Source organism: Pseudomonas sp. FSL R10-2189 (genome assembly GCF_009600325.1).
Taxonomy (GTDB): Bacteria; Pseudomonadota; Gammaproteobacteria; order Pseudomonadales; family Pseudomonadaceae; genus Aquipseudomonas; species Aquipseudomonas helleri.
The window spans coordinates 109318-132437 of the sequence record NZ_WIVZ01000002.1; the positions used below are offsets into that span (position 1 = coordinate 109318).

25 protein-coding genes and 1 tRNA gene are annotated in these 23120 nt (G+C 59.6%); 12 read left to right on the forward strand and 14 right to left on the reverse strand.

The window, feature by feature from the left end; translation table 11 throughout:
- Positions 1 to 45 precede the first annotated feature (45 nt).
- Complete coding sequence (locus GHO32_RS02510) at positions 46 to 291, forward strand: DUF1272 domain-containing protein (RefSeq protein WP_153336767.1); 246 nt, start codon at positions 46 to 48, stop codon at positions 289 to 291.
- An 89-nt stretch (positions 292 to 380) separates the two neighbouring features.
- Here the strand turns inward: GHO32_RS02510 and GHO32_RS02515 are convergent, their stop codons facing one another.
- The 7 genes from GHO32_RS02515 to GHO32_RS02545 all read right to left on the reverse strand — a co-directional run bounded on the left by GHO32_RS02515 (position 381) and on the right by GHO32_RS02545 (position 6448).
- On the reverse strand, positions 381 to 632 hold the full coding sequence (locus tag GHO32_RS02515; RefSeq protein ID WP_153336768.1) for a DUF3077 domain-containing protein: 252 nt from the start codon (positions 630 to 632) through the stop codon (positions 381 to 383).
- Positions 633 to 1154: 522 nt separating this feature from the next.
- Positions 1155 to 2024, reverse strand: a complete 870-nt coding sequence (locus GHO32_RS02520; RefSeq protein ID WP_372239782.1) for an alpha/beta fold hydrolase — start codon at positions 2022 to 2024, stop codon at positions 1155 to 1157.
- Between the two features lie 59 nt (positions 2025 to 2083).
- Positions 2084 to 2554 (reverse strand): hypothetical protein, encoded by a 471-nt coding sequence (locus tag GHO32_RS02525; RefSeq protein ID WP_153334274.1) that lies wholly within the window; start codon positions 2552 to 2554, stop codon positions 2084 to 2086.
- 167 nt (positions 2555 to 2721) lie between these two features.
- Positions 2722 to 2797, reverse strand: a tRNA-Phe gene (locus GHO32_RS02530).
- Between the two features lie 104 nt (positions 2798 to 2901).
- The gene (locus GHO32_RS02535; protein WP_153334296.1) at positions 2902 to 3174 is read right to left on the reverse strand and encodes an oxidative damage protection protein; all 273 of its coding nucleotides are present in this window, start codon (positions 3172 to 3174) and stop codon (positions 2902 to 2904) included.
- The gene (gene mutY, locus GHO32_RS02540) at positions 3171 to 4238 is read right to left on the reverse strand and encodes an A/G-specific adenine glycosylase (protein WP_153334298.1); all 1068 of its coding nucleotides are present in this window, start codon (positions 4236 to 4238) and stop codon (positions 3171 to 3173) included. The genes GHO32_RS02535 and mutY overlap by 4 nt, the downstream gene beginning before the upstream one ends.
- The gene (locus GHO32_RS02545) at positions 4235 to 6448 is read right to left on the reverse strand and encodes an AsmA family protein (protein WP_153334300.1); all 2214 of its coding nucleotides are present in this window, start codon (positions 6446 to 6448) and stop codon (positions 4235 to 4237) included. Before GHO32_RS02545 ends, mutY begins: the two co-directional genes overlap by 4 nt.
- A gap of 294 nt (positions 6449 to 6742) precedes the next feature.
- Here GHO32_RS02545 and GHO32_RS02550 point away from each other — a divergent pair, with 294 nt between their 5' ends.
- The 7 genes from GHO32_RS02550 (at position 6743) to GHO32_RS02580 (ending at position 12524) form a co-directional block, all read left to right on the forward strand.
- Entirely contained in the window at positions 6743 to 8404 is a 1662-nt protein-coding gene (locus GHO32_RS02550; RefSeq protein WP_123751025.1) for an OFA family MFS transporter, read from the forward strand.
- A gap of 178 nt (positions 8405 to 8582) precedes the next feature.
- The gene (gene hisB / locus GHO32_RS02555) at positions 8583 to 9176 is read left to right on the forward strand and encodes an imidazoleglycerol-phosphate dehydratase HisB (protein ID WP_019411757.1); all 594 of its coding nucleotides are present in this window, start codon (positions 8583 to 8585) and stop codon (positions 9174 to 9176) included.
- Positions 9176 to 9814, forward strand: coding sequence for an imidazole glycerol phosphate synthase subunit HisH (gene hisH / locus GHO32_RS02560; RefSeq protein ID WP_153338211.1), 639 nt, complete (start codon positions 9176 to 9178; stop codon positions 9812 to 9814). The genes hisB and hisH overlap by 1 nt, the downstream gene beginning before the upstream one ends.
- The gene (locus GHO32_RS02565) at positions 9814 to 10074 is read left to right on the forward strand and encodes a DUF2164 domain-containing protein (protein ID WP_153334304.1); all 261 of its coding nucleotides are present in this window, start codon (positions 9814 to 9816) and stop codon (positions 10072 to 10074) included. Before hisH ends, GHO32_RS02565 begins: the two co-directional genes overlap by 1 nt.
- A 39-nt stretch (positions 10075 to 10113) precedes the next feature.
- Complete coding sequence (hisA, locus tag GHO32_RS02570; RefSeq protein WP_123751027.1) at positions 10114 to 10851, forward strand: 1-(5-phosphoribosyl)-5-[(5-phosphoribosylamino)methylideneamino]imidazole-4-carboxamide isomerase; 738 nt, start codon at positions 10114 to 10116, stop codon at positions 10849 to 10851.
- Between the two features lie 10 nt (positions 10852 to 10861).
- On the forward strand, positions 10862 to 11632 hold the full coding sequence (hisF, locus tag GHO32_RS02575; RefSeq protein WP_048388931.1) for an imidazole glycerol phosphate synthase subunit HisF: 771 nt from the start codon (positions 10862 to 10864) through the stop codon (positions 11630 to 11632).
- Positions 11633 to 11768: 136 nt separating this feature from the next.
- Positions 11769 to 12524, forward strand: a complete 756-nt coding sequence (locus GHO32_RS02580; RefSeq protein WP_153334306.1) for an ABC transporter substrate-binding protein — start codon at positions 11769 to 11771, stop codon at positions 12522 to 12524.
- A gap of 71 nt (positions 12525 to 12595) precedes the next feature.
- Here the strand turns inward: GHO32_RS02580 and GHO32_RS02585 are convergent, their stop codons facing one another.
- The 4 genes from GHO32_RS02585 to gpmI form a co-directional block, all read right to left on the reverse strand.
- Complete coding sequence (locus GHO32_RS02585) at positions 12596 to 13378, reverse strand: divergent polysaccharide deacetylase family protein (protein WP_368668423.1); 783 nt, start codon at positions 13376 to 13378, stop codon at positions 12596 to 12598.
- 2 nt (positions 13379 to 13380) lie between these two features.
- Positions 13381 to 14631, reverse strand: coding sequence for a S41 family peptidase (locus GHO32_RS02590; RefSeq protein ID WP_371924496.1), 1251 nt, complete (start codon positions 14629 to 14631; stop codon positions 13381 to 13383).
- A gap of 99 nt (positions 14632 to 14730) precedes the next feature.
- Entirely contained in the window at positions 14731 to 16017 is a 1287-nt protein-coding gene (locus GHO32_RS02595) for a murein hydrolase activator EnvC (RefSeq protein WP_153334310.1), read from the reverse strand.
- Positions 16018 to 16184: 167 nt separating this feature from the next.
- Complete coding sequence (gpmI, locus tag GHO32_RS02600) at positions 16185 to 17720, reverse strand: 2,3-bisphosphoglycerate-independent phosphoglycerate mutase (protein ID WP_153334312.1); 1536 nt, start codon at positions 17718 to 17720, stop codon at positions 16185 to 16187.
- A 147-nt stretch (positions 17721 to 17867) separates the two neighbouring features.
- On the opposite strand from gpmI, the gene GHO32_RS02605 reads away from it, so the two are divergent.
- The 3 genes from GHO32_RS02605 to secB are packed head-to-tail and all read left to right on the forward strand — an operon-like array spanning position 17868 to position 19064.
- A complete protein-coding gene (locus GHO32_RS02605; RefSeq protein ID WP_048366785.1) occupies positions 17868 to 18281 on the forward strand; it encodes a rhodanese-like domain-containing protein in 414 nt (137 codons plus the stop codon).
- A 2-nt stretch (positions 18282 to 18283) separates the two neighbouring features.
- A complete protein-coding gene (gene grxC, locus GHO32_RS02610) occupies positions 18284 to 18538 on the forward strand; it encodes a glutaredoxin 3 (RefSeq protein ID WP_048386465.1) in 255 nt (84 codons plus the stop codon).
- 40 nt (positions 18539 to 18578) lie between these two features.
- Positions 18579 to 19064 (forward strand): protein-export chaperone SecB, encoded by a 486-nt coding sequence (gene secB, locus GHO32_RS02615; RefSeq protein WP_048366783.1) that lies wholly within the window; start codon positions 18579 to 18581, stop codon positions 19062 to 19064.
- Between the two features lie 67 nt (positions 19065 to 19131).
- On the opposite strand, the gene trmL is transcribed toward secB, so the two are convergent.
- Complete coding sequence (gene trmL, locus GHO32_RS02620; RefSeq protein ID WP_048366782.1) at positions 19132 to 19587, reverse strand: tRNA (uridine(34)/cytosine(34)/5-carboxymethylaminomethyluridine(34)-2'-O)-methyltransferase TrmL; 456 nt, start codon at positions 19585 to 19587, stop codon at positions 19132 to 19134.
- On the opposite strand from trmL, the gene GHO32_RS02625 reads away from it, so the two are divergent.
- A complete protein-coding gene (locus tag GHO32_RS02625) occupies positions 19586 to 20023 on the forward strand; it encodes a hypothetical protein (RefSeq protein WP_153334315.1) in 438 nt (145 codons plus the stop codon). The two genes, trmL and GHO32_RS02625, sit on opposite strands and share 2 nt — an antisense overlap.
- 580 nt (positions 20024 to 20603) lie before the next feature.
- Here GHO32_RS02625 and ntrC read toward each other — a convergent pair.
- Both ntrC and glnL read right to left on the reverse strand, forming a co-directional pair.
- A complete protein-coding gene (gene ntrC / locus GHO32_RS02630) occupies positions 20604 to 22037 on the reverse strand; it encodes a nitrogen regulation protein NR(I) (protein WP_048366780.1) in 1434 nt (477 codons plus the stop codon).
- On the reverse strand, positions 22034 to 23119 hold the full coding sequence (glnL, locus tag GHO32_RS02635; RefSeq protein WP_048366779.1) for a nitrogen regulation protein NR(II): 1086 nt from the start codon (positions 23117 to 23119) through the stop codon (positions 22034 to 22036). The genes ntrC and glnL overlap by 4 nt, the downstream gene beginning before the upstream one ends.
- Position 23120 lies beyond the last annotated feature (1 nt).

The following is a 23120-nucleotide window of genomic DNA, read 5'->3' on the forward strand; positions in this document are numbered from 1 at the left end:
TTAACTGCACACAGGAACGTTTTTTTTGTCGACAGAGAGGTACTCATGCTCGAACTACGCCCCAGTTGCGAATGTTGTGATTTGGACCTGCCGCCAGACTCCGCTCAAGCACGGATTTGCTCGTTCGAATGCACGTTTTGTGCGGCGTGCGTTGAACAGAAGCTGGGCGGCATCTGCCCTAACTGTGAAGGCAAGCTGTTGCCACGCCCGCGCCGCCCCGCGAGCAAACTCGCAAACAACCCGCCGTCGACAGCACGGGTATACAAACCCGAAGGGTGTTTTGCCAGGTGAGGTTTAAGTAAGGCTATTCACTGTGTAGGAGCGAGCTTGTCTCGCGATCTTTAGATCTTGAGATTCGCTCGCAGAGGCAATGCGGGTGTTTACGCGTCAGGGATCAGCGAGTCGACCGTCGCTTTGGCCGCGCGCAGGGCGTGACACAGCAGGAAGGCTTGATGAGCGTCGATCAGGGCGGTACCGGTGGCTACGGCGTCCAGTGAGTGAGCGGCGGCAGACAGCAGTTCTGAGGCGCTGTGCAATGCGTCGACAGCGGGGATGCCGGGCGTGACGCTGAACAGCAAATGGTTGCGACCGGTTTCATGGAAGGCGAGGGCGTTGGTGTGGGGTTGGGTCATGCATTTCTCCAACTTTTTGAGTAAGAGCTGACACGATCCTTCCTACGGGATTGGGTGGCAGCCATGTGCGGGGTAGGAATACCGGGAAAGTTGGCACCCGGCCAGACCGAAGTCTGCCCGCACACAGCTGCCATAGAGCGTTATCTCAGGCATAAAAAAACGCCGGAGATACAGTCTTGGGCGCTACGCGCCAACTTTTATCGGGTTCCTACACCCGGCCACGGGATTGACCGCGACGCAGCGGACTCTAACGTTCACACCCGCTATTGGCAATAGACCCAAAAGCCCCTCACCCCAACCCTCTCCCGGAGGGAGAAGGAGCTTTACCGCGGTGTTTTCAGATTCAGCGCAGTACCGTCAGCGTGCAGAAAGCCTTCAGCATCCCCCAATCAGTCCCCTCTTCCTCCGGGAGTGGAGGGAGAAGGAGCTTTACCGCGGTGTTTTCAGATTCAGCGCAGTACCGTCAGCGTGCAAAAAGCCTTCAGCATCCCCCAATCAGTTCCTTCTCCCTCCGGGAGAGGGCTAGGGTGAGGGCGCTTTAAAGGAACACACCCGCCCCGGCATCCCCGTCGCCAATTCCCCTTGTCGCAACCATTGCAATGCAATCGGCCACAAGCTGCCTTGAAAACGGCTATGAAAAAACGCGAAATGCCCAATGGCCGCCTCGCCGATTTCTTGTGGGTCTATGCGCAAGTGCGTACGCGGGCTGGCGCTGAAATGGCTCAGCAGGCGCTCAGTGGCTGCCACTGTGCCAAAAGGATCGTCGCTAAGGCTGATGGCGAGGGTGTTGGCCGTGATCGATGAAAAGGGCAGGGCAGCCCGCTTGCGTGCGCTGGGCAGCTGCTCGTAGCGCGTGCCCAGGCCGCACCAGTCGCCAACCACGCCGGCCGGGGTGTCTTCGAGCCAGCCCAGGCGTTTGCCCGGAAAGTAGCCGCACACCCGCGTGAGCAGCGGCATCACCCCATGCCATTTGGCGAGCATCTGCCAGCGCTGATCCGCCGCATAGTCGCGCCAGTGGGCAAACTGCGCGCCCACCGTCACCAGGTTGCGGATCACCGCCCCGGACGCCCCCAGGCCCGCTGCACAGCCGCCAAAGCTATGACCGACCACATCGACCGGTTGGCCGGGGTATTCGCGCTGTGCGCGCTGGAGCAGGGCTTCAAAGTCGAGCGCGCCCCAATCCGACCATGACGCTTTAAACCCGCGCAGTGATCCTGCACGTGAAACCCCGATGCCCCGGTAATCAAACAGCATCACGTCCAGCCCATGGCTAAACAGATACTCAGCAAAGCGCGAGTAATACGTGCAGCGCACCGACGTCGCGGCGTTGATGATCACCACTGCCCGCGTCGGGTCGCCAGCGCCATGGCGCCACTCAACACCGCCCAGCACATAACCGTCAGCGGCGGGCTCGGTAAACGCCCGGCTGACAGGTGGGGTCAGCGCTGCGGTCAGTGCGCGCTCCGGGTGTTGCGCTCTTGCAGCAAGCGCGAGGCCTCGACATAGGCTTTCTGGAAGGCCGGTGTTTCGATCCAGGCCACGGCGCTGTCTTCGTCATCGCCGTGAATGGCAATGCGGTACTCGATCAACAAGCCCATCAAAAAGTCCGTGGCCGGTTCTTCTTCCTCTTCGGAAATCACCAGTTCCAGCACCGGGTACTGTAAGAACACCGTGCACATCGCTTGCAGGTTAATGGCTTCGGCGGCCTTCATGACCTGGAACAGATCATCGTAATCGGCCGGGTCAAAACCGTTGTCGAGGATGTCCTGGAAGTTAAACGTACTCAGATCGATTTTGACGTCATCGAACGGATGATCCATCAAGCTGCTGGCCGTCGTTTTGGCCGGCTTGCCGATGCGGTTCTGCTTGGCCTTGGATTTGGCCCGCTGCGCATTCTTTTGCTGTTTTTTAGGCGATGACATTAAAAGGGTGTGTCCTTGCAGGCTGAAGAGAGGATTGAACCTCATCTCTTTGCAATCGCCAAGAGAGGTGGCGCTTACGGATAAAAATCGCGCGCAACAAAAAACCCGCACTAGGCGGGTTTTTTGTTTGCTTTGGCGTGGTGTGAACACCACATCAAAGCTGAATGTGGTGCCCAGAGACGGAATCGAACCGCCGACACGGGGATTTTCAATCCCCTGCTCTACCGACTGAGCTATCTGGGCAACGGGGCGCATTAGAAGCTTTTTCTGAGGGTCCGTCAAACACTTTTTTCAAAAATTTTTAATTATTACCGTCGCTTACGGACCAAACCCTTTAAAACCGGGGTTTACTCGCTCGGCGGAACGTAGCCTTCTGCTTTGGCATAATCTTCACCGCTGAAGAACTTATCCATCTCGCCCTGCAAATATTTTCGATCTTCGGCGTTCATCATGTTCAAACGCTTCTCGTTGATCAGCAAAGTTTGGTGTTTTTGCCAGTCAGCCCAGGCTTTTGCCGAGACGTGGTCGAAAATGTCCTGACCTTTGGCGCCCGGGAATGGGGCGCGCTCGAGGGCGGGCAGTTCTTCTTTGTATTTGCGGCACATGAGGGTGCGGGTCATGAGGTCTCTCCTGCGTGGATTAGGTCGGCTGCGCGTTTGAGCAGCTTCTTCACCGGGGCAGCAAGGCCCAGGCGCGGCGGGGTGGCGAGGTTATACCAGAGCCAGTCAGCCTCGGCCACGTGATAGCCTGCCTCCTGGACCTGGATCAACCAGGGCTCAATGGCCAGTTGGAAGTGACTGAAGGTGTGGGTCAGGCCGGGCAGTTCGTGATGTTCGCCCAGTGCCAGCGCGTGTTGCTGCGCCAGCGACTCGATGTCATTGAAGTCGTCCAGCTCGGGCAGGCTCCACAGGCCACCCCACAAACCGGTCGACGGGCGGCGGTAAAGCAGAATCTCGCCGTCGGCGTTGGCCAGCATCGGCATCAGCGTGCGCTTTTGCGGGATGGTTTTGCGTGGCTTGGGGATCGGGTAGCGCGTTTCGAGGCCGAGCATGTGCGCTTCGCAGTGCGTTTCCAGCGGGCACAGCAGGCAACTGGGCTTGCTGCGGGTGCAGAGCGTGGCGCCCATGTCCATCATCGCCTGGGTGTAGGCGTTGACCCGGTCATAGGGCGTGAAGCGTTCTGCGGTGGCCCACAGCTGTTTGGCGACCTTGGGTTCGCCCGGGTAGCCTTCTTGCGCGGTAAAGCGGGCCAGCACCCGTTTGACGTTGCCGTCGAGGATCGGCGCGCGCAGGCCCATGCTCAAGCTGGCAATCGCTCCGGCGGTGGACAGGCCAATGCCGGGCAGTTCGACCAGTTTTTCAACGTCACGCGGGAATTCGCCGCCGTACTGCTCGACGACGATCTTCGCGGTCTTTTGCAAATTACGTGCGCGGGTGTAGTAGCCCAAGCCGGTCCACAGGTGCAGCACTTCGTCTTCGGGAGCTGCGGCCAAGGCTTCGACCGTTGGCAATGACGCCATGAAACGGTCGAAGTAGTTGAGCACGGTGCTGACTTGAGTCTGCTGCAACATGATTTCCGAGACCCACGCCCGGTAAGGGGTGATGCCCTGTTGCCAGGGCAAGTCGTGGCGGCCGTGGCGGTCATACCAATCGAGCACGGCACTTGCGAACTGCTCATCCCTCATCGTTTGAACAGCCCTTTAAGCGCGTCTTTGAGTTCGGGGCTGACTTTGTCACCGAGTTTTTCTTCAAGTTTTTCGCTCAGTTTGTTGCCGGCGGCTTTAACGGCGACTTTGCCCAAGCCTTCTTTGTCCAGGCGGCAGGCCTTGGCGCCCAGTTCCAGCGGGCCACGGCAGCGCAAGGGCAGCTCGATACCGACGAAGTTTTTGCCCACTTGGCACGCCGGGTCGGGCATGGGGCGGGTGTCGCCTTCGATGGTGATGCCAATGCGGTAGTCCATGCCCAATACGCGCAGGTCGATGTCGCCATCGCCTTTGACGCTCAGGCCGGGAATGCGCACCACCAGGTCCTGGTTGCTGGCCACGCCGTTACGGAACACCAGGCTGCCCTTGAGTTCGTTGAAGGGCGTGTCTTTGCCCAGCGGGGCGCCGCTCAGGGTTTTGCGGTTGAGCGTGGAGATGGCTTTGCACAGTTGCTGTTCAATGTTGGCATTGAGCAGCACGCCGTTGTTGAGGGCGAAGCTGGCGGTGCCGTTGAGGCTCTGGATCAGCGCGCTCTGGCTGTTGCCGCTGCCGGTCACGTTGCTGTTGAGGGTCAACAAGCCGGTGACGGGCGATGTTTGCCCCTGGCTCTGGAGGATCTTCTCGACCGGCACACTGGTGATGCGGGTTTGCAGTTTGACCACCGGCAACACCGGCTGCACATTCAGGCTGCCGTTGGCGGCAAACGTGCCTTTGTAGAGGCTGCCGCTGAGGTTTTCGAGGGTCAGCACACCGTCTTTGCTGTTGGCTTTGAGCGCCGCATTCTGAATGGGCAATTTGCTCAGGGTCAGTTGGCCAAAGCTGATGTCGGCGTTCAGGTCCAGGGTTTTCAGGCGCTCGACGGGGATGATCTTGGTGGTGCTCCAGCCGCTTTTGGTTGGCGCATCCGGCAGCGGGCTGTCACCCGAGGCGGTCAGGGCGCTGGCTTCGCTGCCTTGCACTTCGGCCTGACGCGCAGCCTTGGCGCCATTGGCTTCGGCTGATTTAGGCGGCAGGTAGCGATCAGCGTCGAACGTGTCGGCTTTGAGCTGAATACGCAGGGCTTGTTTGGCGAAGTCTTCGACGGCGATGCGGCCATTGAAGGTGCTGTCATCGAGGCTCAGCTTGAGGTCATCAAAGCTCACGCTAGTCGGCGTAGCGGAGAGCTGGGTGACCAGTTCGAACTTGCTCAGGCTGCCCGGCGCCATGGTGGGCAGGGGCTGGCCGATGCTGTCGAGGAACTTGGCCAGGTCAAGCTGTGCAATCGACAGGCCGCCGCTGATTTGTGGAGTTTTGTCGAGGCTGTTGGCCTTGAGTTCACCGAGGGCGCGCAACTGGTTGGCAGAAATCTTCAGGCTGCTCCATTCGGCGACGTTCGCTGCCATATCAACCAAAAGCTGGCCAGAAGCCGAGAAGTTCATGGTTTTGCCTTGCAGCGGCTCGCCCGAGGCTTCGCCCACGATCTTCATGTCTTCGAGCTGATAACGCTTGAGCACGCGGTCAAAGCGCAGCTTGCCGTCGAGTTCGGTCTTGACCCGCATCACCGGCTGGTTGGTGCCCAAAAAGGCGGTCAGTTTGACCGGGATGCTGGTGGCCTCATGAACCGGGCCGGTGCTCAGCTGGATGCTCTCGGCGCTGAACTGCTTGCCGGTCAGCTCGTCGCTGTATTCAACGCGGGCGTTGTTCACGGTCAGGCTGTCGATGTCGAGCTTGATCGGCTGGCTGGCGGTGTCTGCGGCAGCAGGCTTGGTGCTGTCGGTGGCGGCTGTTTCAGTGCCGGGCGCAGCGGGTGCAGGCTTGCCAATGTCTTCCCAGTTGCCGCGACCGTCTTTGTCGCGGGTCAGGTGCAGGTTCAGGCCTTCGACCCGAACGTCGCTCATTTGCACTTCTTTGCGCAGCAGTGGCAGCACCCGCACTGACAGGCCGAGCATTTGCAAGTCGGCGAAAGGCTGGTCGGGGGCTGTCAGGGTCGCCACGCTGGCGTCGTGCAGTTCCAGGCCAAGCCACGGGAAGAGGCTCCAACCGATGTCGCCATTGAGGGTCAGCTCAATGTGGGCTTTGTCACGGGCTATCTGGCGGATCTCGTCTTTGTAATCGTTGGGATCGAACAGGTGGCTGAGGGCAAAGCCCAGCGCCACGATGATCAGCAACAACCCGAGAAGCACCAGACCCAGGATTTTGCCGAACGCTTTCATGGGCGAGTCCTTGTAAGTCTGTTGTTAGGTGAGTTTCAAATTTAGCCGCTGAGTATAGCGCCACGCGATGACGGACTGGGGCGCGGATAGTGTCAGAACAGTTTGCCGATGAAAGACCGCATCAGCGCAGGCTTTGGCCTACGCTCAAATGGTAATCTCCGTCCGTTTTCCAGGGCTTCCAGGGCGTAGTGTCTCGCCTTGATCTGAATCCTACAAAATGGCTGTGCGCTATAAGGCGCCAAAGTCGGGGGTTGAGCGTACCTGGGGAACATTCCATCCATGGGGGAGATAACAATGACAACCAGTACTGTCGCGGGCAGCCCTGCCTCGCAGCCTGCGTTTTTGTCCAAAGAACGCATCATCGCAAAACCCGGGTTCAATCGTTGGCTGGTACCGCCTGCCGCGTTGGCCATTCACTTGTGCATCGGCATGGCTTACGGTTTTTCCGTGTTTTGGCTGCCATTGTCCAAAGCGGTCGGCATCACCCAAGCGGTTGCTTGCGCACCGGACATGAGTTTTATCGCGCAGGTGTTCTCATCGCAATGCGACTGGCCGATCTCGATGCTCGGCTGGATTTACACCTTGTTCTTCATTTTTCTGGGCTGCTCGGCAGCGGTGTGGGGCGGCTGGCTGGAACATGCCGGGCCACGCAAGGCGGGTGTGGTATCGGCGCTGTGCTGGTGCGGCGGCCTGCTGATTTCGGCGCTTGGCATTTATACCCACCAGATCTGGCTGATGTGGCTGGGTTCGGGGGTAATCGGCGGTATCGGTCTGGGCCTGGGTTACATTTCGCCCGTGTCGACGCTGATCAAGTGGTTCCCGGACAAACGCGGCATGGCCACTGGCATGGCGATCATGGGCTTCGGCGGTGGGGCCATGGTGGGCGCGCCGTTGGCGACAGCGCTGATGGGGTATTTTGCCGGGCCGGATGGCGTGGGCGTGTGGCAGAGCTTTGTGGCGATGGCGGCGATTTACTTCGTGTTCATGATCGGTGGCGCCTTGTCGTACCGCGTGCCGCCGACCGGCTGGAAGCCCGCAGGCTGGACGCCTTCGCCTAACAAGGTGGCCAACTCGATGATCACCAAGCGCCATGTGCACGTGAGCGTGGCCTGGAAAACACCGCAGTTTGCGCTGGTGTGGCTGGTGTTGTGCCTGAACGTGTCGGCCGGTATCGGCATTCTGGGCATGGCCTCGCCGTTGTTGCAGGAGGTATTCGCCGGCAAGTTGCTGGGCAACGACCTGTCGTTCAGCCAGCTGGACGCTGTGCAACTGGGCCAGATCGCAGCCATCGCGGCCGGGTTCACCGGTTTGTTGAGCTTGTTCAACATTGGCGGACGATTCTTTTGGGCATCGTTCTCGGACTACCTGGGGCGTAAAAACACCTATTTTGTGTTCTTCGCGCTGGGCTTTGCGCTGTACGCGATGGTTCCCAACCTGGGGCATCTGGGCAACGTGTCGCTGTTTGTGGCGGCGTTCTGCATCATCTTGTCGATGTACGGCGGTGGTTTTGCCACGGTGCCGGCTTACTTGGCGGACTTGTTCGGCACGCAAATGGTCGGGGCCATTCACGGTCGCTTGCTGACTGCCTGGGCAGCGGCAGGCGTGCTGGGGCCGGTCTTGGTCAACTACCTGCGCGAGTACCAGTTGAGCATTGGGGTGCCACGCGCGGCAGCCTATGACATCACCTTGTACATCCTCGCGGGCCTGCTGGTGCTGGGCTTTATCTGCAACCTGCTGGTGCGCCCGGTGGCTGACAAGTACTTCATGACCGATGCGCAACTGGCGGCTGAGCAAGCGCTGGGGCATGACAAAGGCGCCGATGTAACGACCTCGCTGGAATGGAAAGCCGCGCCGGGCAGCCGTCCCTTGACCATTGCCGCGTGGTTGGCGGTGGGCATTCCGCTGTTGTGGGGTGTGTGGGTCACGGTGCAGAAAACAGCGGTGCTGTTTCATTAATACCCGTGGTTAATCTGTAGGAGCGAGCTTGCCTCGCGATCTTTAAAGATCAAAAGATCGCGAGGCAAGCTCGCTCCTACAGTGTTTTGCGTACGCTCATCCCCTTCCATGTTTCTGTTTGCCTGACCCGTGCCTATAATGGCCACCTTTTTCGCCCAATGATTTTGCGGAGCTGGTGATGGCCGAACGTAAGGCGTCAGTCGAGCGCGATACTCTGGAAACCCAGATCAAAGCCTCGATCAACTTGGATGGTACCGGTAAGGCCCGATTTGATATCGGTGTGCCTTTTCTTGAGCACATGCTCGACCAGATCGCCCGGCATGGGCTGATCGACCTGGACATCGAGTGCAAAGGCGACCTGCATATCGACGATCACCATACCGTCGAGGACGTTGGCATTACCCTGGGTAAAGCCTTCAACCAAGCGGTCGGTGACAAAAAAGGCATGACCCGCTACGGTCACGCTTATGTCCCGCTGGATGAAGCGCTGTCGCGCGTGGTCATCGACTTTTCGGGCCGTCCTGGCCTGCAAATGCATATTCCGTACACCCGCGCCACCGTTGGCGGTTTCGACGTTGACCTGTTTCAAGAGTTCTTTCAGGGCTTTGTGAACCACGCCAACGTGACGCTGCACATCGACAACCTGCGCGGCACCAACACCCACCACCAGATCGAAACCGTGTTCAAGGCTTTCGGCCGCGCACTGCGCATGGCGATCACGCTCGATGAGCGTATGGCCGGGCAAATGCCCTCGACCAAGGGCGTACTCTGATGCAGACAGTGGCGGTTATCGATTACGGCATGGGCAACTTGCACTCGGTGGCCAAGGCGCTGGAGCACGTGGGCGCCGGCCGGGTGTTGATCACCAGCGATGCTAACGTGATTCGCGAAGCCGACCGCGTGGTGTTTCCGGGTGTGGGCGCGATTCGCGACTGCATGGCTGAAATCCGCCGTTTGGGTTTCGACTCGCTGGTGCGTGAAGTCAGCCAGGACCGTCCTTTTCTCGGTATTTGCGTCGGCATGCAAGCCCTGCTCGACAGCAGCGAAGAGAACGGCGGCGTGGACTGCATCGGCCTGTTCCCGGGCCAGGTGAAGTTTTTCGGTAAAGATCTGCATGAACAGGGCGAGCACCTCAAGGTGCCGCACATGGGCTGGAACGAAGTGCAGCAGAAGGTCGATCACCCGCTGTGGCACAGCATTCCGGACCTGGCGCGCTTCTACTTTGTGCACAGCTACTACATCTCGGCGGGCAACCCTCGCCAGGTGGTCGGTGGCGGGCATTACGGCGTCGACTTCGCGGCTGCGCTGGCCGAAGGCTCGCGTTTCGCGGTGCAGTTCCACCCCGAGAAGAGCCACACCCACGGCTTGCAGTTGCTGGAAAACTTCGTTGCCTGGGACGGCCGCTGGTAATGGCGCCGCGCAAGCCGAAGCTGCCGATTCTCACGCTCACCCCAGAGCAAGAGAGCGAAGCCACCAGCAAAATTAAACGCTTTATGGAAGACCGCTTCGAACTGGACCTGGGTTCGTTTGAAGCGGCTGAAATCCTTGAGCTGTTCACTCGCGAAATCGCGCCGCATTACTACAATCGCGCGATTTTCGATGTGCAGACGCACCTCAAAGAGAGGTTCGAGAGCATCGAAAGCGACCTGTGGGCACTTGAAAAGAAATGATTTTCGAGTCACTGACTCCCGAATTTGAAGGTTTGCCAGATGCTGATTATCCCCGCTATCGATCTTAAAGACGGTGCCTGTGTACGTCTGCGCCAAGGCCGTATGGAAGATTCCACGGTGTTCTCCGATGACCCGGTGAGCATGGCCGCCAAATGGGTAGAAGGCGGTTGCCGTCGTCTGCATCTGGTTGACCTGAACGGCGCCTTTGAAGGCCAGCCGGTCAACGGTGAGGTGGTGACTGCCATCGCCAAGCGTTACCCGCACCTGCCGATCCAGATTGGCGGCGGCATTCGCTCGCTGGAGACCATCGAGCACTACGTCAAGGCGGGCGTGAGCTATGTGATCCTGGGCACCAAAGCGGTCAAGAACCCCGAGTTCGTGGCTGAAGCGTGCCGTGCCTTCCCCGGCAAAATCATTGTCGGCATGGATGCACAAGATGGCTTCGTGGCCACTGACGGCTGGGCTGAAGTCAGCAACGTGCAGGTCATCGACCTGGCCAAGCGCTTTGAAGCCGACGGCGTGTCGGCCATCGTTTATACCGACATCGCCAAAGACGGCATGATGCAGGGCTGCAACGTGGAGTTCACCGCAGCCTTGGCCGCGGCCACTAGCATCCCGGTGATCGCGTCGGGCGGTATCCACAACCTGGGCGATATCAAAGCCCTGCTGGATGCCAAGGCACCGGGCATCGTGGGCGCCATCACTGGCCGCGCCATCTACGAAGGCACCCTGGATGTCGCCGAAGCGCAAGCCTTCTGCGACAGCTACAAGGGCTGAGGAGAACCGCATGGCGCTGGCCAAACGCATCATCCCTTGCCTGGACGTGGATAACGGCCGGGTTGTGAAGGGCGTTAAATTTGAGAACATCCGCGATGCGGGTGACCCGGTCGAGATCGCCCGTCGCTATGACGAGCAAGGGGCTGACGAGATTACCTTTCTCGACATCACCGCCAGCGTCGATGGCCGCGACACCACGCTGCATACCGTTGAGCGCATGGCCAGCCAGGTGTTTATCCCGCTGACCGTGGGCGGCGGCGTGCGCTGCATTCAAGACATTCGCAACCTGCTCAATGCCGGTGCCGACAAGGTGTCGATCAACACGGCGGCGGTGTTCAACCCGGAGTTTGTGGGCGAAGCTGCGCAGCATTTCGGCTCGCAGTGCATCGTGGTCGCTATTGATGCGAAAAAGGTTTCACAGCCGGGTGAAACCCCGCGTTGGGAAATCTTCACCCACGGCGGGCGCAAGCCGACCGGGCTCGACGCGGTCGAGTGGGCGATGAAGATGGAAGGCTTGGGCGCCGGTGAGATCCTGCTGACCAGCATGGATCAGGACGGCATGAAAAGCGGCTTTGACCTGGGCGTGACCCGTGCCATCAGCGACGCGCTGGGCATTCCGGTCATCGCCTCCGGGGGCGTCGGCAACCTGCAGCACTTGGCTGACGGCATCCTGGAAGGCCACGCCAGCGCCGTACTGGCCGCGAGCATTTTCCACTTCGGCGAATACACCGTGCCAGAAGCCAAGGCCTATATGGCTGAGCGCGGGATTGTAGTGCGCTAATAGCCTGGCCCTTCAGCGCCTGCAATGGGCGCTGATGCTTCATCGTTTTACCCAATCCGGCCACACGTCCAAAGGCTACTGGACAGCATGGCAAGCCCACGGCACTCTTTGCACACCATGGATTTGGGTAAACGTTATGTTTAAGCGTCTTTGTCTCTTGCTTGCCAGTTGCACGATGTTGCTGGTGAGTAGCGTGTTTGCGGCCCCGTCCGAGCGGCCATCGCTGGTGCTGCTGACTGAAAATTTCCCGCCTTACAACATGGCCAAAAACGGCAAGAACTTTGCGCAGAACCAGAATCTTGAAGGCATTGCCGTCGATATTCTGCGTGAAACGTTCGAGCGTGCAGGCGTCGACTACAGCATGACCTTGCGCTTCCCTTGGCAGCGTATCTACAACCTGGCGATGGATAACCCCAATTACGGGGTGTTTGTGACTGCGCGGGTGCCTGAGCGTGAACACCTGTTCAAGTGGGTCGGCCCGCTTGGCCCGGACGACTGGGTGCTGCTGGCGCGGGCCAATAGCCCCATTCAACTGACCACGCTTGAGCAAGCGCGGGCCTATCGAATAGGCGCTTATAAGGACGATGTGATCGCCATGTTCCTGGAGAAGCAGGGCTACGCGCCGGTGATTGTGTTACGCGACCAGGACAACGCCAGAAAGCTGCAGGCCGGTCACATCGACCTGTGGGCCACAGGTGATCCGGCGGGGCAGTTTTTGGCCCGGCAGGTGGGTATTTCAGGGTTCAAGACGGTGCTGCGGTTTAATCAGGCGCAGTTGTTTCTGGCGTTGAACAAGCAAGTGCCCGATGCCGTGGTGAGCAAATTGCAAGCCGCGCTGGATGAGCTCAAGGCCGAAGGCGAACTGGACAAAATCCGCGCCCGCTACCTCTGACCCAACCCTTGCCTCTCGATCTTTTGATCTTTAAAAAGATCGCGAGGCAAGCTCGCTCCTACAAAGATGTTTCAGCGATAAATCCCATTCTTGCCATGCGCGTCCATCGCCTGATTGCTGCGCACGCCGATCATTTGTTTGATGTCGATCCAGTCGATGCCCTGGGCTTTGAGCGTGGGCAGTTCGCGTTCGAGCACGGCGAGGGTTTGCGGGTAGGGGTGGCCGATCATGACCACCGAGCCGTGGCTGCGTGCGTGTTTGATCGCGGTGTTGAGCTGCTGGGTGATGGCGTCTTCGGTGCGTACGTTGTCCAGGAACACGTCCCGCGACACGCTGGCCAGGCCGATTTTTTGCGCCTCGGCCGCGGCAACCGTTTTGGCGCTGGTGCGGCTGTCGACGAAGAATTTGTGCCGCTGTTGCAACTCGCCCATCAACCAGGCCATCGCCTGCGGCTGAGCGGTCATGCGGCTGCCTTCATGGTTGTTGATGCCGCTGGTGTAGGGCACGACCTTGAATGCCGCATCGAGGCGTTTGGCCAGTTCCTCCAGCGGCAGGTCAGGGTGCCAGGCAAACGGCCCCGTGGCCGGGTCCATTGGCATATGCAGAATGACGATTTTGCCCGCCTTGTGCGCCTCGCGGGCAAATTCAGCGGCGTGCGGGGTGTCGGGCATGATTGCCGTGGTCACCGGCCCCGCAAAGGCCAGAACACGCCGATCACGGGGCAGGTTTTGCCCCAGGTCGTCGATGATCAGGGTCAGGTAAGCCTTGCGCGGTGCCTCGGGGTTGCTGGCAGGCGCCGCGTGGGCGGCGCCGCTCAGGCAGCAGAGCAGGGCGATGACAGACCAGAAACGCACCGTTAATTGCCGCGCGTGATGCTCAAGCCTTTGAGCAGGCTCAAAGCCTGGCTCAACTGGTAGTCATCGTCTTGCGGCATGGGTTTGGCTTTGGTGCCGGAGCCGGTCGGTTTGTCTGCACCGCCGTTGCCGTTGCCGAGGTGACCTTGCAGGTCGGCCTCTTTGTAGTACTCGTTGTCTTGCTCGCGGGTGATCTTGGCGCGGTTGACTTCGATGTCCGGCACGATGCCCTGGGCCTGAATCGAGCGCCCGTTCGGGGTGTAGTACAGCGCAGTGGTGATCTTCAGTGCGCGGTCGTTGTTCAGTGGCAAGACGGTCTGCACCGAGCCTTTGCCGAAGCTTGGCGTGCCCATGACCACGCCACGCTTTTGATCCTGCAGGGCACCGGCGACGATTTCGGATGCCGAAGCGCTGCCGCCGTTGATCAGCACCACCAGCGGCACAGCTTCGCTCAAGTCTTTGCCGGTGGCCGAGAAGCGCAGTTCGGAGTTTGGCAGGCGGCCTTTGGTGTACACGATCAGGCCTTTCTTGATGAAGTGGTCGACCACTTCAACGGCTGATTGCAACACGCCGCCCGGGTTGTTACGCAGGTCAAGGATGATGCCCTTGAGCTTCTTGTTGCCGTTTTCTTTGCGCAGTTTGGCCAGCGCCGCGGCGACTTCTTCGCCGGTCTTGACCTGGAACTGGGTAATGCGGATGTAGCCGTAACCGTCTTCGAGCAGTTGTGCCTTGACGCTCTTGACCTGGATATTGGCGCGGGTCAGCGTCACGTCGAACGGTGCACCGCCACCGCGAACCAGGGTCAGGGTGATTTTTTGGCCGACCTTGCCGCGCATTTTGTCCACAGCTTCGGTCATGGTCAGGCCGTTGGTAGGCTGGCCATTGATCTTGACGATAAAGTCGCCCGCCTGGATGCCGGCCTTGCTGGCGGGGGTGTCATCGATCGGCGAAACGATTTTGATATTGCCGTCTTCCGAACCGACTTCGATGCCCAGGCCGCCGAACTCACCGCTGGTGCTTTCTTGCAGCTCGGCGAAGTCTTCGGGGCCCAGATACGCGGAGTGCGGGTCAAGGTTGCTGAGCATGCCCTTGATGGCGTTCTCCAGCAGGGTCTTGTCGTCTACCGGTTCAACATACGCGGCCTTGATGCGGTCCATGACCTCGGCAAATGTACGCAGCTCTTCCAGCGGCAGCGGTGCCTTGGCGCTGGCAGCGGCCGCAGGCTGAGCGACTGGCTGGGCAGCAAACACCATGGGTGATCCAATCACCAGAGCGATCGTCAGGGCCAGCGAGTTGAGGCGGGACAAGTGCGGCATGTTGAACGAACTCCTACGTATTAAAGGTGATGGCACTCATCCTTGAGTGCGGCACCATTGTGCAGGGTCGCTGGGGCGGCCCTGCTGACGAATAGCAAAGTACAGCGCTGGTGTGGCTTGCCCACCGCTGTTGCCCACGGTGGAGATCACATCGCCAGCTTTCACAATGTCTCCAGCGGACTTAAGCAGGGTCTGATTGTGGCCATACAAACTTAAGTAACCGTTACCGTGGTCCAGAATGACCAGTTGCCCGGCGCCGCGCAGCCAGTCGGCAAACACCACCCGACCGCCGTGCACCGCGTGCACCTGGGTGCCCGCATTGGCGCTGATCATCACCCCGTCCCACTTGGCACGGGCGTCATCGCCACGGCTTTCACCGAAGCGGGCAAGCAATCGACCATCAACCGGCCAAGGAAGTTTGCCCCGTGCCTGAGAAAAAGGTCCGCCATAAGAGACGCCTGCACTTGAAACCAAGGCACCTGGGGTGGACTTGACCACTTTGCGTGGGGCGTCAGTAGCTACCGATTCAGCCTCACGCTGGCGTTTCTTTTCGGCTTCCTGTTGCGCGATCAGGGCTTTTTGCCGCGCCTCTTCGGCTTCGCGGGCCTGACGGGCGAGGGTTTCTTCAATGGTCTTGAGGACTTTAGCCAGATCTGCCTGATCCTGCTCGCGAGCTTGTAACTTTTGATCGCGGTTTTTGACGTCGGCGTTGATCTTGGCCAGCACTTGCTGGCGTTCGGTACGCACTTTGTCGAGTTCGGCGCGCTGGCTGTCCAGGCTGCTTTTTTGTGTCAGCAGTTGTGCCTGTTGGGTGTTGATGTCGGATTCGACATTGGCCAACTGGCGCAGGGTTTCGTTAAACCCTTTGAGCTGGGCCAGACGGGCCTGGCTCAGGTAGTCGTAATAGGTGAGGGTTCGGGCGAACTTCTCGGGGTTCTGCTGGTTGAGCAGCAGCTTGAGGTATTCCTGACGGCCACCTTGATACGCGGCCCGGGCTTGAATGGCGATCAGACGTTGCTGTTCAACTTTTGCGCTGTTGAGTTTTTTCTTCTCACTATCAAGGCGCAGCAACTCGCCTTCACTCTTTTTTAGTTCTTGTTGCAGGGCCTCCACCTGCTTTTCCAGCTTGCCGATTTCAGTTTCGGTGCTGCGCAGGTCTTTTTGCGCGCCGGATTTTTCTTCCTGGAGCTTGCCGAGGAGCTTTTTCAGCTCGCCGATGTCCTGACGCGTGGCTTCCAGCTGCTGTTGAGTTTGCGCGCGCTCGTCGGCAAACGCCGGTTGGAGCAAGCATGTGAGGGTCAGAGCTATAAGGGCGCGAAGCATGGGGCGGGCGACACCTGGAGGAACGGGACGGCCTAGTATGCCCGCCAACGTTGTCTATAAGGAATGGATGAAGGTGAAATTGTGGCCTGTAAGAGCGAGCTTGCCTCGCGATCTTTTAAAAGGTCAAAAGATCGCGAGACAAGCTCGCTCCTACAGAAGGCCGGTGCTTACGCGTCGACCAGGATGCTGGTGCCGGTCATTTCTTTGGGCTGTGGCAGGCCCAACAGCTTGAGCATGGTCGGTGCAACGTCAGCCAGTACACCGCCTTCGCGGACCTTGAGCGCACGCTTGCCGACATAGATGAACGGTACGGGTTCGCAGGTGTGGGCGGTGTGCGCCTGACCAGTAGACTCGTCTTCCATCTGTTCAACGTTGCCGTGGTCAGCGGTGATCAGCGCTTCGCCGCCCACTTTGTCCAGCGCTTCAACGATACGGCCCACGCAGGCATCCAGGCATTCAACGGCTTTGACGGCGGCGTCGAACACACCGCTGTGGCCGACCATGTCGCCGTTGGCGTAGTTGACCACGATCACGTCGTAGCGCTGGTGCTCGATGGCATCGACGATTTTGTCGGTGACTTCAGGCGCGCTCATTTCTGGCTGCAGGTCGTAGGTTGCGACTTTCGGCGACGGCACCAAAATGCGCTCTTCACCCGGGAACGGTTCTTCGCGGCCACCCGAGAAGAAGAACGTCACGTGGGCGTATTTTTCGGTTTCGGCAATGCGCAGCTGGGTTTTGCCGTTTTTTGCCAGGTAATCGCCGAGCACGTTTTCCAGGCTGCCCGGTGCGAAAGCGCTCGGGGCCGGGATGCTGGCCGCGTATTGGGTCAGCATGACGAAGCCGGCCAGTTTCGGCTGGCGTGCACGTTCGAATTCCTTGAAGCCGTCTTCCACAAACACGCGGGTCAGCTCACGGGCGCGGTCGGCACGGAAGTTCATGAAGACCACGGCGTCGCCGTCTTCAACGGTCACTGGTTCACCAATGGTGGTGGCTTTGACGAACTCATCGCTCTCGCCACGGGCATACGCGGCTTCAAGGCCTTGTTGCGCGGTGGCAGCGTTGTACTCGCCTTTGCCGTCGACGATCAGGTTGTAGGCTTGCGCCACGCGGTCCCAACGGTTGTCGCGGTCCATGGCGAAGTAACGGCCAATCAGGCTGGCGATACGGCCTTTGCCGAGGGTTTTGAAGGCCTCGTCCAGCAGCTCGATCGACGATGCAGCGCTTTTAGGCGGCGTGTCGCGGCCATCCAGGAAGGCGTGCAGGTAGATTTTTTCAGCGCCGCGTTTAACGGCCAGCTCGGCCATCGCGATCAAGTGGTCCTGATGGCTGTGAACACCGCCATCCGACAGCAGGCCCATGATGTGCACGGCCTTGCCCGCGCCAACGGCTTTGTCTACCGCTGCGCAAATGGTTGGGTTCTCGAAGAACTCGCCGTCGCGGATCGACTTGGTGACGCGGGTGAAATCCTGATAAACCACGCGCCCGGCGCCGAGGTTCATGTGGCCGACCTCGGAGTTACCCATTTGGCCGTCCGGCAGCCCCACATCCATGCCCGAACCTGAGATCAGGCCGTTTGGCATGCTGGCGGTAAGGCGATCAAGCACAGGTTTTTTGGCTGAATAGACGGCGTTGTAATCGTGACTTTCACTGTGACCGAAGCCATCCAGGATGATCAGGATCAGAGGTTTAGGCGTGGTAGTCATAGATCCCACTCGTGGCGTGGTTAATAGAAGTATCAAGAAGATGCGCAGTTTAAAGCGAAGTTCATGTGGCGTCACCGCCGGGCGGGGTTTGGCGGGCCATGGTGCCTGTGTATACTGGCCCACATTTTCACGCCCTGGAACCTTCTGATGGTTGATCACCTGATTGCATTTGCCACTTCTCACTACCTGCTTGTAGGCGCGTTTGTCATCTTGTTGGCGTTGTTGATCGCCCATGAGGTGAGCCGCGGCGGCCGCAGCGTCAGCACCGGCGAACTGACCGGCCTGGTCAATCGCGACGAAGGCGTGGTGATTGATATTCGCCCGGCCAAAGACTTTGCTGCCGGCCACATTGTGGGTGCGCTGAACATTCCGCAAGACAAACTGATGGCGCGCATTGCCGAACTGGACAAGCACAAGGGCAAGACCCTGATCCTGGTGGATGCGGCTGGCCAACACTCCGGCACGCACGCACGCGAACTGCTCAAGGCCGGCTACAACGCCGCCAAGCTGTCCGGTGGTATTGCGACCTGGCGTGCAGATAACCTCCCAGTGGTGAAGTAACTATGTCCAAGGTCATCGTATATTCCAGCGACTATTGCCCTTACTGCATGCGAGCCAAGGCTTTGCTGGAGAAAAAGGGTGTTGCCTTCGAAGAAATCAAAGTCGACGGCAAACCTCAAGTTCGTGCAGAAATGACCCAAAAGGCAGGTCGTACTTCCGTTCCGCAAATCTGGATCGGCGACCGGCATGTGGGTGGATGCGATGACCTGTTTGCGCTCGAACGCGCAGGTAAATTGGATGCGCTGCTGAACGTCTGACTCTCATTCTCTAAAGCCCCAAGATGATCAAGGATCTGTGATGACTGACCAACAGAACACCGCTGCTGTTAGCGACGAAGACACTGCTCCACAATTCTCCCTGCAGCGTATTTACGTACGTGACCTGTCGTTTGAAGCGCCGAAAAGCCCGGCCATCTTCCGTCAGCAGTGGGAGCCGAGCGTTGCTTTGGACCTCAACACCCGCCAAAAGCCACTGGAAGGCGACTTCTTTGAAGTGGTTCTGACCTTGTCGGTCACCGTGAAAAACGCTGAAGAAGTGGCGTTTATTGCTGAAGTTCAGCAGGCTGGCATCTTCCTGATCAAAAACCTTGATCAAGCTTCGATGAGCCACACCCTGGGCGCGTTCTGCCCGAACCTGCTGTTCCCGTATGCCCGCGAAACTCTGGACAGCCTGGTGGTTCGTGGTTCGTTCCCGGCGTTGATGCTGGCTCCGGTGAACTTCGATGCTCTGTACGCCCAAGAGCTGCAGCGCATGCAAGAAGAAGGCAGCGCGACTGTTCAGTAAACAGCGCCCCGCCCATAAAAAAAGCGCCTGAATGGCGCTTTTTTTATGGGCAACGTTGTATCCGCGGCTACTTGAACCCCAACTGGCGCCAGGCTTCGTAAACGGCCACAGCCACGGTGTTGGACAGGTTCAGGCTGCGGCAGCCTTCGCGCATGGGCAGGCGCAGGCGGTGATCGCTGTCTTGCGCGTCGAGCACTTCAGGCGGCAGGCCACGGCTTTCAGGGCCGAAGATAAAGGCATCGCCTTCAGCAAACTGCACATCGTGGAACGGCCGCGAGCCTTTAGTGGTAAAAGCGAACAGGCGCGGATGGCCCAGGCTTTCCAGGCAACTGGCCAGGTCGGCATGGCGCTTGAGCGGCGCGTATTCGTGATAATCCAGGCCTGCCCGGCGCAGGCGCTTGTCGTCCAGCTCAAAACCGATAGGCTCGATCAAGTGCAGGTGGCAGCCGCTGTTGGCGCAGAGCCTGATAATGTTGCCGGTATTCGGCGGAATTTCTGGTTGAAAAAGGATGACGTGAAACATGCACGGCTCCGAATATAAAGATGGGCAGCATTCTACGCCTGAAGAGGACCCAAGGCCGAAACTATGGCCACGGGTTTTAGGTTCTTTGGCGATAGTCGGTGTGATGGTCGGGATGATGATCGGCCGTTTGACGATGCCTGAGCCGACTGAGCTGCAGCACATAGAGGTTCAGCCGCAGGGGTTGGTGGTGTGGTTTAACCACGAGCCCAAGCTGCACGGCGAATGGGTGGATGGCACTCTCGGGCTGTTATTCGCGGCCAAGGGCCAGCCGCAAAACGGCCAGCTTAAGGTGAACGGTAGGGATGTGAACTGGCGGGTGAGTCGCACCGATGCGGGCGTGATGCTGACCCTGGTGGCGGCCCGCGCCTTGAAGGGCGACTGGGCCGGTGCGCCGCAGGATGGGCGCTGGCGGCTGCAGGTGAACTTGCAAGATTAATAAAAGAGGGAGTCCCGGCCTGCCTGTACCAGGCTCCCCAAAAGCGTTGAACGCGTTGATGCGGGTGCATCAAGGCTGTGGTGTAAAAGAAGGGAGTCCCGGCCTGCCTGTACCGGGTTCCCTAAAAGCGTTGTGCGCGTCGATGCAGATGGCATCAAGGCTGCGGTGTAAAAGTGGGGAGTCCTGGCCTGCCTGTACCAAGGTCCCCTAAACCGGTGTTGCTTAGGTAATAGGGTTATTGCAGGGCGCGTGCCAGTTTTGTTTTTTGGCTGTTATTTTCTTTGCATAGACGCAAAAGCCCCGGAATTCGGGGCTTTTGTGTGTGGGGCGGGTGTGTTGAGTGCTGCAGGCCAGAGGCTTTGGGGTATGCAGTGCACAGAAGTGGGGCGAGATGCATACGAGTGGTGCGGCGTCCACAAACGTGTAGGAGCGAGCTTGCTCGCGATCTTTTGATCTTGGTCGAAGAGCCCCCTCACCCTAGCCCTCTCCCGAAGGAGAGGGAACCGATTGGGGGATGCTGAAGATACTCGGCGGCCTGTTTGCTGCGCGACAGCGCGGCCCCTCCTACATTTAACGGCGTTTAAGCGTCGTCGCCGTCATCCTCGTCGCCGTCGATTTTCATGCCCAGCTCTTTGATCTTGCGGGTCAGGGTGTTGCGGCCCCAGCCCAGCAACACGGCGGCATCGCGGCGGCGGCCAGCGGTGTGTTTGAGCGCTGTCTCGATCATGATGCGTTCAAAGGTCGGCACCGCGCTGTCGAGCAGGCTCGACTGGCCACGGCCCAGCGCCTGATCGGCCCATTGCCGCAAGGCTTGCTCCCAGTTGGTCACCGGCGACGCGTCTTGGTGCAGGTTCAGCAACTCAGGGGGCAAGTCGCTGATGTGCACTTCGCGGCCCGAAGCCATTACCGTGATCCAGCGGCAGGTGTTTTCAAGCTGGCGCACGTTGCCTGGCCACGGCAGGTTGCGCAGGTATTGCTCGGTTTCGGCTTTCAGCAATTTTGGCTCGACCGACAGCTCTTGCGCCGCGCTGCTGAGAAAGTGCCGCGCCAGCGTCGGGATGTCTTCGCGACGATCTGACAAACGCGGAATATGGATGCGGATGACGTTCAGGCGGTGGAACAAGTCTTCACGGAACTTGCCGGCCTGCACCAGGGTTTCGAGGTTCTGGTGGGTCGCGGCAATGATGCGCACGTCGACCTTGACCGGAATATGCCCGCCCACCCGGTAGAACTCGCCATCGGCCAGCACGCGCAGCAGGCGCGTCTGTGTGTCGGCTGGCATGTCGCCGATTTCGTCGAGGAACAACGTACCGCCGTCGGCTTGTTCAAAGCGCCCGCGTCGCAGGTTGGCGGCACCGGTGAAGGCGCCTTTTTCGTGACCGAACAGCTCGGACTCCATCAGGTCCTTGGGGATCGCCGCCATGTTCAACGCAATAAATGGCGAAGCCGCCCGCGGGCTGTGGCGATGCAGGGCGTGGGCGACCAGCTCTTTACCGGTGCCGGATTCGCCGTTTATCAGCACGGTGATGTTGGAGTGACTGAGGCGACCAATGGCGCGAAACACCTCCTGCATCGCCGGCGCTTCGCCAATGATCTCGGGGGTGGGGGCCGCTGCGGGCGCCACGGCCAGGCCTTGTTGCTCCTGGGCGTGCTGATTGGCACGCTTGACCAGCGACACGGCCTCGTCAACGTCAAACGGCTTGGGCAGGTATTCAAACGCGCCGCCCTGATAAGAGGCTACAGCGCTGTCCAGGTCGGAATGCGCGGTCATGATGATCACGGGCAGGCGCGGGTGCTGTGCGCGGATCTTGGCCAGCAGGTCGAGGCCACTGGCGCCCGGCATGCGGATGTCAGAAATGATCACGTCCGGCTGCTGGCGAGCCAGGCGACTCATCACCCCATCGGCGCTGTCGAAGCTCTGCGTGGTCATGCCTTCCTGTTGCAAGGCTTTTTCCAGGACCCAACGGATTGAACGGTCGTCGTCGACGATCCACACGGTTTCACTTCGGCTCATGTCGATGCGGCTCCTTGTTCCAGTGGTAGAAAGATCGAGAAGAGTGTGTGGCCAGGCTGGCTTTCACACTCGATCAATCCCTGGTGCTGACTAATGATGTTCTGGGTGATGGCAAGGCCCAGCCCGGTGCCATCCGGGCGTCCGCTGACCATCGGAAAGAAGAGGGTGTCGTGCAGCTCAGGCGGGATGCCCGGGCCGTTGTCGATGATTTCAATTTTGGTCACCAGCCGGTGGCGTACATGGCCGATGGTGAACTGGCGCATGGCCCGGGTGCGTAAGGTGATGCGGCCCAGGCGCAGCTCGTTTTGAGCGCTGATGGCCTGCATCGCGTTGCGCACAATATTGAGCACGGCCTGGATCATCTGTTCACGGTCGATTAGCAGGTCAGGCAGGCTCGGGTCGTAATCGCGCACCAGCGTGATGTCGCCCTGGGTCTCGGCTTCGACCAGATTGCACACGCGTTCGAGCACTTCGTGCACGTTGGTCATGGCCAGCGACGGCAGCTTGTTGGAACCCAGCATGCGGTCCACCAGGTTACGCAGGCGGTCGGCTTCTTCGATGATGACGTTGGTGTAATCACGCAGGTTTTCATCGGGCAGTTGGCGCGCCAACAGTTGCGCCGCGCCGCGAATGCCGCCCAGCGGGTTCTTGATTTCGTGAGCCAGGCCGCGCACCAGCATCTTGCTGGTTTCTTGCTTGGACAGCTGCGCTTCCTCTTTGGTGATGCGCAGCAGCCGGTCGCGTGGGTGCACTTCGAGCAGCAGCATGGTGCCTGCGGTGCTCAAGATTGGCGTGACCGCGTAATCGACGGTCAGGGTCTGGCCGGTGGCTGAGGTCAGCAACGCTTCGCGCTTGGTAAACGGGTGCGCTTGTTCAACCGCCAGACGCAGCGATTGCAGAGCCTCGGTGGTCTCGGTGAACAGTTCGCTGATGAATTGCCCATGGCTGCGCTGCCCGCTGATGGCCAGCAGCATTTCCGCCGCCGGGTTCATGTACTCAAGGCGCAGTGCGTCATTGAGCAACAACGTGGCGGTGGTCAGGTTGTCGAGTAACAGTCGGTGCAGGGCATCACTGATGGTCATG